This is a genomic window from Pseudomonas sp. AKS31 (genome assembly GCF_023634765.1).
Taxonomy (GTDB): domain Bacteria; phylum Pseudomonadota; class Gammaproteobacteria; order Pseudomonadales; family Pseudomonadaceae; genus Aquipseudomonas.
The window spans coordinates 83,946-93,798 of record NZ_JAMLFX010000015.1; the positions used below are offsets into that span (position 1 = coordinate 83,946).

The 9,853-nt window shown below is 59.3% G+C and carries 9 protein-coding genes and 1 pseudogene; 5 read left to right on the forward strand and 5 right to left on the reverse strand.

Going from position 1 to position 9,853, the window contains the following annotated elements; all coding sequences use genetic code 11:
• The first annotated feature begins 63 nt into the window (after positions 1-63).
• On the forward strand, positions 64-1,419 hold the full coding sequence (locus M9827_RS24760; RefSeq protein WP_250607708.1) for an MFS transporter: 1,356 nt from the start codon (positions 64-66) through the stop codon (positions 1,417-1,419).
• Positions 1,420-1,506: 87 nt separating this feature from the next.
• Here the strand turns inward: M9827_RS24760 and M9827_RS24765 are convergent, their stop codons facing one another.
• Entirely contained in the window at positions 1,507-2,310 is an 804-nt protein-coding gene (locus tag M9827_RS24765; RefSeq protein ID WP_250607709.1) for a SirB1 family protein, read from the reverse strand.
• 185 nt (positions 2,311-2,495) lie between these two features.
• Between M9827_RS24765 and M9827_RS24770 the strand changes: the two genes are divergently transcribed.
• Complete coding sequence (locus M9827_RS24770) at positions 2,496-3,515, forward strand: Glu/Leu/Phe/Val dehydrogenase family protein (protein WP_250607711.1); 1,020 nt, start codon at positions 2,496-2,498, stop codon at positions 3,513-3,515.
• Between the two features lie 176 nt (positions 3,516-3,691).
• On the opposite strand, the pseudogene M9827_RS24775 reads toward M9827_RS24770, so the two are convergent.
• A pseudogene (locus tag M9827_RS24775) lies at positions 3,692-3,946 on the reverse strand (YebG family protein); the annotation flags it as partial.
• Between the two features lie 327 nt (positions 3,947-4,273).
• On the opposite strand from M9827_RS24775, the gene M9827_RS24780 reads away from it, so the two are divergent.
• Complete coding sequence (locus M9827_RS24780; protein WP_026000737.1) at positions 4,274-4,774, forward strand: phosphate-starvation-inducible protein PsiE; 501 nt, start codon at positions 4,274-4,276, stop codon at positions 4,772-4,774.
• Here the strand turns inward: M9827_RS24780 and M9827_RS24785 are convergent.
• From M9827_RS24785 to M9827_RS24795, 3 genes are all read right to left on the reverse strand, one after another.
• Entirely contained in the window at positions 4,771-5,088 is a 318-nt protein-coding gene (locus tag M9827_RS24785; RefSeq protein ID WP_250607713.1) for a DUF3509 domain-containing protein, read from the reverse strand. The genes M9827_RS24780 and M9827_RS24785 overlap by 4 nt on opposite strands.
• A gap of 245 nt (positions 5,089-5,333) precedes the next feature.
• Positions 5,334-6,635, reverse strand: a complete 1,302-nt coding sequence (locus M9827_RS24790) for a serine/threonine transporter (RefSeq protein WP_250607715.1) — start codon at positions 6,633-6,635, stop codon at positions 5,334-5,336.
• 86 nt (positions 6,636-6,721) lie between these two features.
• Positions 6,722-8,098 carry an L-serine ammonia-lyase gene (locus M9827_RS24795; protein WP_250607717.1) on the reverse strand — a complete coding sequence of 459 codons (1,377 nt, stop codon included), beginning with the start codon at positions 8,096-8,098 and terminating at the stop codon, positions 6,722-6,724.
• Between the two features lie 135 nt (positions 8,099-8,233).
• On the opposite strand from M9827_RS24795, the gene M9827_RS24800 reads away from it, so the two are divergent.
• Together M9827_RS24800 and M9827_RS24805 are read left to right on the forward strand one after the other, a co-directional pair.
• Positions 8,234-9,181 (forward strand): LysR substrate-binding domain-containing protein, encoded by a 948-nt coding sequence (locus M9827_RS24800; RefSeq protein WP_007914183.1) that lies wholly within the window; start codon positions 8,234-8,236, stop codon positions 9,179-9,181.
• 200 nt (positions 9,182-9,381) lie between these two features.
• Positions 9,382-9,786, forward strand: coding sequence for an HPF/RaiA family ribosome-associated protein (locus M9827_RS24805; protein ID WP_250607718.1), 405 nt, complete (start codon positions 9,382-9,384; stop codon positions 9,784-9,786).
• The last annotated feature ends 67 nt before the right edge of the window (positions 9,787-9,853 follow it).

The window sequence follows — 9,853 nt, forward strand, 5'->3', positions numbered from 1 at the left end:
CGCTCCCACAAGATTTGGCGTTGAACTACCCAAAAATCATAAAAACAAAACAGGTGCCTTGCGATGCATAACCAGATTGCCAGCTTCCGGGCGGCACTCGACGCCCGTCCTGTGTCCCGATATCAGTGGTTGCTCTTGATCCTGCTCGCCTTGCTCTTGGTCACCGACGGCTATGACGCCCAGGTGCTCGGTTATGTGGTGCCTGCGCTGGCGCAGGACTGGGGTCTGGAAAAATCTGCATTCGGGCCTGTGTTCAGTGCCAACCTGCTCGGCCTCACCCTTGGTTCCCTGGCCGTCACGCCGCTGGCCGACCGCTTTGGCGTGCGGCGCATTCTGCTCGCCTGCGTACTGATCTACGCCACGCTGACGGTGCTGATGGTTTTCGCCGACTCGCTGAACACGCTGATGATCGCGCGCTTCATCTGTGGCATCGGTATGGGCGGGGCGATGCCCTGTGCCATGGCATTGATGTCGGAATACTCGCCACCGCGTTTGCGCACCTTGATGGTGACGCTGGCGGCCTGTGGCTTCTCGTTCGGTGGCGCGGCGGGTGGTTTCGTCGCCGCCGGTTTCATCGATCAGTTCGGCTGGCAAGCGGTGTTCCTCGCCGGTGGCGTCACGCCGTTGCTGTTGTTCCCGTTTCTGTGGTGGATGCTGCCGGAGTCCCTGCCACGTCTGCTACGCGATGCACCGCCGTATGCGCGGCTGCGCAAAGTCACCGCGCGCATGCTGCCGGACTGGCAACCGCCCGTTGCAAGCGTCGAACAGAACGAGCGTGAGCAGGGCAGCAAACTGACCGTGGTCGAGTTGTTCCGCAACGGCTACGCGCGGCCGACCTTGCTGATCTGGGCGACGTTTTTCGTCAGCCTGATTCTGTTGTATTTCATGATCAGCTGGTTGCCGACACTGCTGCTGGAAAGCGGTCTGAAACTCAACGAAGCCAATCTGGTGACGTCGATGTTCCTCTTCGCCGGCACCTTGGGCGCGATCTGCATGGCCTGGTTCGCTGACCGTTTGAAGCGCAAGGTTCGTTTGCTGTCTGCGGTGTTGGCAGGGGCGGCGCTGTGCACGATTCTGCTCGGACTCAATCACGACAATCCGCGTTATCTGGTGGCGTGTGTCTTCGCCGCCGGGTTCTGCATCATCGGCGGGCAACTGACGCTGAATGCGTTTGCCAGTAATTTCTACCCGGCGCATGTACGTGCGACCGGCACCGGTTGGGCGTTGGGCGTGGGGCGTTTTGGTTCGATTCTCGGGCCGCTGTTTGGCAGCCTGTTGTTGGCGATGCACATTCCGGTGGCGCAGATTTTTTTCTTCTGCGCGATTCCGGCGGTGATTGCTGCATTGCTGATCATTCAGGTGCGCTCGCCCACCGAAGGAAGTTCGGCAGTTGGAATGGGGATATCTGTCAAATCCTGAAGAGCAAAAGATCGCAACCTTCGGCAGCTCCTACATGGGAATACACATTTCAATGTAGGAGCTGCCGAAGGCTGCGATCTTTTGTTTTTAATGGACGACGGAATTGGGCGGCAGGTGCCCGAGGCGCTCGGTCAGGCGCAGGCGCTGAATCGGGTCGTCACTCAGCAATAACGCTCGCTCCAGGTCGAAGCGCTCGGCATTCGGGCAGTCGAGCCGCTGATAAAGACTGGCCCGAGCCAAGTAATCCGCGGCGCCGGCGTCACCCAGTTCGAGCACGCGTTCGGCGTCGATCAGCGCGGCGATGAAGTCATCGTGAGTCAGGTGCAACTGGCGCAGGTTGCGCGACAAGCGCTGGAGCATCTGCTGGGGGCTGGCGGTCAGCAGGTGTTCGGCGGTCAGCTTCATGTTTGGCCCGTACTGGCGCTGCAACAATTCGCGACAATCATTGGGGTACAAGCGCCGGCCGCCGCACGGATCGAGCAAGTGGTCGGCACCGGGTACGCGCAACAGGAAGTGCCCGGGGAAGTTGACCCCGACCAGAGGTATCTCCAGGCGACGCGCCAATTCCAGAGCAATCAGCGCCAGTGCCAGCGGTTGGCCGCGACGGGTCTGTAACACTTTGTGCAACAGCGCCGCCTGCGGACGCAGCGGCAGAAAGTCGTCTTGGGCAAAGCCCAGATCCGTCATACGGCGCAACAGGGGCTGCGCCAGTTCACTGACCGGCAGCATCGGCAAGCCGTAGCTGACACGTTGTTGCAGGTCTTTGAATTCTTGTAACAGTGCCTCGGGATCGACCGCTTTTTCGTGCTCGGCCGCCATCCACAGCGCAGCTTCGAACAGCGCAGGCGGTGAACGGTGCAGGCATTCGAAAAAACGTTGTCGCGCACTCATCGAAATCTCCGGGGAATGCCTCGTTTTAGCCCCGTCCGCGAGATTCGTCCAGTACCCCGCTGTGTGGCTGTCGGGTTATTCCGCAAAGCTGTTGTCGGCGCGGACGCTTATTCCGGTGCGCTCCAGCAATTTTCAGGCGCAGGCCTATACTGGCGTTCTACAAGAAGTGATTCGGGAGCCCAACGATGTTTGCGCTCATGCAAAGCACTCGCCTGGAATCGCTGCACCTTAGCGTCGACCCGATCACCGGGTTGAAGGCGGTCATTGCCATCCATAACAGTCGCCTCGGGCCAGCCTTGGGCGGATGTCGTTATCTTGCCTACCCCAATGACGAATCTGCCGTCGAGGACGCCATTCGCCTCGCTCAGGGCATGAGTTACAAGGCTGCGCTGGCGGGGCTGCCGCAGGGCGGTGGCGTGGCCGTGATCGTGCGCCCGGCTCATGTTGAAAACCGTGGCTCGCTGTTCGAAGCCTTTGGCCGTTGCATCGAACAGCTCGATGGACGCTACATCACCGCCATCGACAGCGGCACCTCGGTGGCGGATATGGATTGCATCGCCCAACAGACCCAGCATGTCACTAGCACCACGTCAGCCGGCGACCCGGCACCGCATGCTGCCATGGGCGTGTTTGCCGGCATTCGCGCAACGGCGATGGCACGGCTGGGCAGCGATAATCTCGAAGGCTTGCGCATCGCCATTCAGGGCTTGGGCAATGTCGGTTTTGCCCTGGCCGAACAACTGCACGCCGCCGGGGCGGAGCTGCTGGTCAGCGATATCGACCACGGCAAGGTGCAACTGGCGATGGAGCAACTCAACGCTCACCCGATCGCAAACGACGCGCTGCTCAGCACACCGTGCGACATCCTCGCGCCGTGCGGTCTGGGCGGGGTACTGAACAGCCACACCGTCACGCAACTGCGTTGCTCGGCGGTGGCGGGTTCGGCGAATAATCAACTGACGCATCTGGATGTCGCCGATCAACTGGAGCGGCGCGGGATTCTGTATGCGCCGGACTACGTGATCAATGCGGGTGGGCTGATTTACGTCTCGCTGAAACACCGTGGTGAGGAATTGCCGACGATTACCGCGCATCTGTCGAAGATCAGTTCGCGGCTGACTGAAGTATTTGCTCACGCGCAGGCGGAAAAACGCTCGCCGGCGCGGGTGGCGGATGAGTTGGCAGAGAAAGTTTTGTATCGCTGAAACGCAAAAGATCGCAGCCTTCGGCAGCTCCTACAGGGAATACACATTCCAAATGTAGGAGCTGCCGAAGGCTGCGATCTTTCAAGGGGCGCTGATTACTTCGCGGCTTTTGCCGCTTTGGCTGGCTTGGCCTGCGCTTCAGCAGGTTCTGCCGCCTCAGCTTGTTCAACGGGCTCGGCCGGTGCGTTGATCAGCTCCGACAGTGCATCCGGCTGGCTCTTGAACGCCCGGGCGAACACATCGCGATTCTTCGCCATGTAGATCCCGGCTTCTTCCACTTGCTGTTCAGTCAGGGACGGAACGGCTTTTTGCAGGACATCGGCCAGATATTCGGCCAGTTCGAGCATTTTGTCATGACGGTCAGCTTCGGCTTTATCCATGAACAAGCGCTCCAGATCTCGGCTGCTGCGGTATACCACTTCGACGGCCATTCACCACCTCACATGCCTTCACATTAAGTTGTCTTGACGACTACTGTATCCATATACAGCGAAAAGGATAAGCGAATCCCTGCGCCATGGGTAGTGGCTTTTTAATGTAGACCGGATTCAGGGTTTGTCAGGGGATCGTGTTGCAGCATTCGCAAGCAGGCTCGTTCGCGCAAAAGCACAAGAGGTGCGACCAAACGCCACGGCGCGGGTTTGGCGGCGGCTCGCCATGATGGCGTGGCCTCTTTTCTGCATGAAAACCGTTACGTGCAGAAAACCGTCACGTCCAACACGCATCATCCGCTCGCATTCGAGCTAAGGAACATCATCGTGAAAATCAACTGGGCCGAGAAACTGCGGCAAAACGTGCATCAACTGGCCGAGTCCCTGGGCAACCTGTTCGTCGAGACCTTCCACTATCTGGCGTTGTTCGCCATCGGTGCGGTGACGGCGTGGGCGGCGGTGATGGAGTTTCTCGGGATGCTCGAGGAAGGCCATATCAAGATCGATGACATTCTGCTGCTGTTCATTTATCTCGAATTGGGCGCCATGGTCGGGATCTACTTCAAGACCAACCACATGCCGGTGCGCTTCCTGATCTACGTGGCAATCACCGCGTTGACTCGTTTGCTGATCTCCAACGTCTCGCACCACAACCCGCCGGACATGGGCATCATCTACCTGTGCGGCGGCATTCTGCTGTTGGCGTTCTCGATTCTGGTGGTGCGTTACGCCTCGTCACAATTTCCCTCGGTGAAGATCGAGAAACCGCAGCGCAAACTCGGCGCGGGTTCCAGCGAGCATCCGGAAGTCGAGAAGGGCGAGCTTTAAAGCCCGGCCGCTTGTCCGGGCTGGCCGAGGATGCGTGGCGGTGGCGGGGTCAGCCCGTCGCCGCTGGTCATCGCTTCGAGGATCGCCATGGCACTGTGGCCCTGTTCGATGGCAATGCCGAATTGAATGCTTTGCACCAGGCGCTTTAGGCGCACGGGGTCGTTGCGCTGCTCGGCGCTGATCATGCGTTTGGCCACGATCCGGCCGCTGTTGGACAGGGTCAGCATGATGCTGCCGTCCAGGCCCTGAATGCTCAGGTTGATCTGATAGTCCGGCGCGAAGGCATCGGTAATGATCTGAAAAGGATTGTCCATGATGCGTCACCGCCTGATTGAACGTGCAGTTGTTGACCGGCCGTGATCGGGTTGGTTCGCCCAACCGGATCATCGGCCATTCCGTGGCCTGTATTTGTTGCTTCATGTCGCAGCTGTAGAGTGAAAGGAGGCTTCGACAGCTCCCACAGGGGTATAGCAAGGGCTGTGCCGGGAAAATTGTCGAACAATGAACACGGGGATAAAAAAGGCGAGCCACGCGGCTCGCCTTTTTTAATGGCCCGTTTTCAGGGCAGAACCGAGTAGATGATCGCTGACAGTGCAATCAGGCCGATCAGCACCACAAACACGTTGGACACCTGGCCAGAATACTGGCGCAAGGCCGGCACGCGGCGGATGGCGTACATCGGCATCAGGAACAACAGACACGCAATCACCGGTCCGCCGAGGGTTTCGATCATGCCGAGGATGCTTGGGTTGAACGTCGCCACGGCCCAGCAGCTGAGGATCATGAACACGGCTGTGGCGCGGTTCAGCCAGCTCGCCGACATCACCCGGCCACGGCTGCGCAGGCTTTTCACGATCATGCCTTGAAAGCCTTCGCTGGCACCGATGTAGTGGCCGAGGAAGGATTTGGTGATCGCCACCAGCGCAATCAGCGGCGCGGCGTAAGCGATGACCGGGGTCTGGAAGTGGTTGGCCAAGTACGACAGGATCGAAATGTTCTGCGCCTTGGCCGCAGCCAGGTCGGCCGGCGACAACGCCAACACACAGCTGAAGCAGAAGAACATCACCGTCACCACCATCATGCCGTGGGCCATGGCGAGGATGCCGCTGCTCTTGCGTTCGGCCTGCTCACCGTAGCGCTGTTTCTGATCAACCGCGAACGCGGAGATGATCGGCGAATGGTTGAACGAAAACACCATCACCGGGATCGCCAGCCACATCGTCTTGAGGAACACCGACATCGGCATGGCTTCTTGGGCACTGGCGAAAAAAGCGCCGTTCCAGTTCGGAATCAGGCTGAGCGCCAGCAGCAGCAACGCGGCAACAAACGGATAAACCAGCACGCTCATGGCTTTGACGATGACGCTTTGGCCGCAACGCACAATCGCCATCAACCCGAGGATCAACGCCAGCGAGAGGATCGCCCGTGGCGGCGGAGCGATGTGCAATTGGTGTTCGAGGAAACTGCTCAGGGTGTTGGTCAGCGCCACGCTGTAGACCAGCAGGATCGGGAAGATCGCAAAGAAATACAGCAGAGTGATCAGTTTGCCGGCACCGATGCCGAAGTGTTCTTCGACCACTTCGGTGATGTCCCCGGAGCGCCCGGACAAAACGAAACGGGTCAGCCCACGGTGGGCGAAAAAGGTCATTGGGAATGCCAGTACGGCGAGAATCAGCAACGGCCAGAAACCGCCGACGCCGGCGTTGATCGGCAGGAACAAGGTGCCAGCACCGATCGCGGTGCCGTACAGGCCGAGCATCCAGGTGGTGTCGAATTTGCTCCAGCCCTTGTGGGCCGTTTCTGCATTGCGTGTGCGGTCTACAGCGGGATTTTCGGCAGCAGGTGTACGTACATCGGTCATCGGTATCGCCTCGTTATTATTTTTGCTCGGGCTCACGGTTGGCAGGCCGCTCTGTGCGGCCTGCCGGGGCGGTCAGGGAATGCGCCTCAGCATTCCACCCAGCTCACGGCCAGGCCGCCCCGTGAAGTCTCTTTGTATTTGTCGTGCATGTCGGCGCCGGTATCGCGCATGGTGCGGATCACCCGGTCGAGGGAAATGAAGTGTTTGCCGTCGCCGCGCAGGGCCATTTGCGTGGCGTTGATTGCTTTCACGGCGGCGATGGCATTGCGCTCGATGCACGGCACCTGTACGAGGCCACCGACCGGATCGCAGGTCAGGCCGAGGTTATGTTCCAGGCCGATTTCGGCGGCGTTTTCCAGTTGCTCCGGGGTGGCGCCGAGCACGTCGGCCAGGCCAGCGGCCGCCATCGCGCAGGCCGAACCGACTTCACCCTGGCAGCCCACTTCGGCACCGGAGATCGAGGCATTTTTCTTACACAGAATGCCGACGGCGGCCGCACCGAGAAAGAAAGCGACGACATCATCGTCAGACGCGTCCGGATTGAATTTCATGTAGTAGTGCAGAACGGCTGGGATGATTCCGGCTGCACCGTTGGTCGGCGCAGTGACCATGCGCCCGCCAGCGGCGTTTTCTTCGTTGACGGCGAGGGCGAACAGGTTGACCCACTCCATTGCCGACAGCGTCGAACTGATCACATTCGGCTTGCCGATTTCCAGCAGGCTGCGATGCAGTTTCGCTGCACGACGCGGCACGTTCAGGCCGCCTGGCAGGATGCCTTCGTGGCGCAGGCCTTGTTCGACGCACTCACGCATCACTGACCAGATGTGCAGCAGGCCCTGGCGAATTTCCGCGTCGCTGCGCCACGCGCGCTCGTTGGCCATCATCAGTTCGGAGACGCGCAGGTTGTGCTGTTTGCACAGCGCCAGCAGTTCGGCGGCGCTGGAAAAATCGTACGGCAACACCACGTCACCGGCGGAGGCGACTGCGGACTCGGCTTCCGCTGCTTCGATGATGAAACCGCCGCCGACCGAGTAGTACGTCTGCTCGAACAGCTCGGCTGTTTCGCCAAAGGCTGTCAGCGACATGGCGTTCGGGTGGTAGGGCAGACTCTCATCCAACAGCAGGAGATCTCGCTGCCAGTCGAAGGCAATTTCCCTTTGTCCGGCGAGGGACAGGTGGCCAGTTTCACGCAGTTGCTGAATGCGCGGATCGATGGTCGAAGGGTCGATGCTGTCCGGCCATTCGCCCATCAGGCCCATCACCGTAGCGCGGTCGGTGGCATGGCCGACGCCAGTGGCCGACAGCGAGCCGTACAAACGAATTTCCACACGGCGTACATCGTTCAACAAATGCTGATCGATCAGCGCCTGAGCGAAGGTCGCAGCAGCGCGCATCGGGCCGACGGTGTGGGAACTGGACGGGCCGATGCCGACTTTGAATAGATCGAAAACACTGATAGCCATGCTAAACCCTTACAAGCAATGGAGTGGGAATCGCTGCCATTTTTTGTAGGACAAGCGCAATGTCGGCGATACTGCCTACCTCGGTCCTACGTGACTAACGAAACTTCCTAAGTAAGCCTTTAGCAGGACTAAACGATGAGTCGTCAATTGCATGCCCAGACCTATGTCTGGCTGCAGGTGTTTTCCTGTGCCGCGCGGCACCTGTCGTTCACCCGTTGTGCCGAAGAACTGCACATCACCCCGGGTGCGGTCAGTCAGCAGATTCGTCAACTGGAAGAGCGCCTCGGCTTCCGTCTGTTTCATCGGCGGGCGCGTGGTGTGGAACTGAGTGCGGAGGGGCAGCGGCTGGCGATCACCGTCAACGAGGCGTATGGCAGTATCGATGCCGAGTTGCGTCGACTGGACGCCGGGATGATCAGCGGGATTTTGCGCGTGCGCTCGATTCCGTCGTTCCTCAGCAAGTGGCTGACCCCGCGTCTGCCGCGCCTGCAGCAACGCTACCCGGATATTCAGCTTCGGCTGGTCGCCGAGGACAGCAGCGTGCCGTTACACGAGGGCGACTTTGACCTGGCGATCGATTTGAACGACGGCAGTTACCCGGGATTGTTATCCACAGCCTTGCTCGACGAGCAGATATTCCCGGTGTGTGCGCCGAGCCTGTTGCGCGGGCGACCCCCCTTGCACGGGCCGGCGGATCTGGTGCATTTCCCACTGCTGCACGACATCACCGCCTGGCGTGGCAGTTATGAATACGCGGAGTGGGAATTCTATTTGAACGCGATCGGCTTTGAGGGCGCCGACGTACGGCGTGGGCATACGTTCAATCGCAATCACCTGACCATCGAAGCGGCGATCGCCGGCATGGGGGTGGCGATTGCCCGCCGCACCTTGCTTAACGATGAGTTGGAACGAGGGACGTTGATTGTGCCGTTTGGCCTGTCGGTGCCCAATCACAAACGTTACGTGTTGCTCTATGCGCCGGGCGCTTTAAGCCATCCGGGTGTGCGCGCGGTGCATGATTGGCTGGTGGAGGAGGCGGGGATTTTTCGCAGCTTGCATCCGTTGAATGACGGGCAATTGTGAGCAGATTTTGCCGGGTTGCGAAGCGACCCAACTCCCGACCTTACCAGTGCTTTGCTCGGTTGTCCGGCTTTTTTTGCGAATGAATATTTATCTTTTTTCAGGGGTTGAAATGTTCGGCAGTCGGGCCGATTGTTGTAACCAGGAGGTCAGGAAATTCAACTCAAGGCCTCTCACGAGCTAGCTGAAATAAGGGATGAACTATGCAAATCCAAGTCAACAGCGATAACCATATTCAAGGCAGTAAACGACTGGAGGAGTGGGTACGTACAACCATTGAGAGCACGCTCGAACGTTATGAAGAAGACCTGACCCGTGTCGAAGTCCACCTGAGTGACGAGAACGGTGACAAACCAGGTCCCCATGACTTGCGCTGCCAGCTGGAAGCGCGGCCAAAAGGCCATCAAGCGATTTCCGTGACCCATAAGGCCGATTCGCTGGAACAGGCGATCGACGGTGCAGCCGAAAAACTTGAGCATGCACTGGAACACCTGTTTGGCAAGCTGCGAGGCAAACCCCGCGCCGCCATCGTGCCATTTAGCAAGGCGAATGACGCTCTGCTGGAGGAAGAATTTCTGGAGAACGAACAGGCAGCGATCAACAGTTGATGCGCTGATTTTATAAGCCAACCAATGAGAACGGGCCTGCCAATGCAGGCCCGTTTTTGTTTGTGTG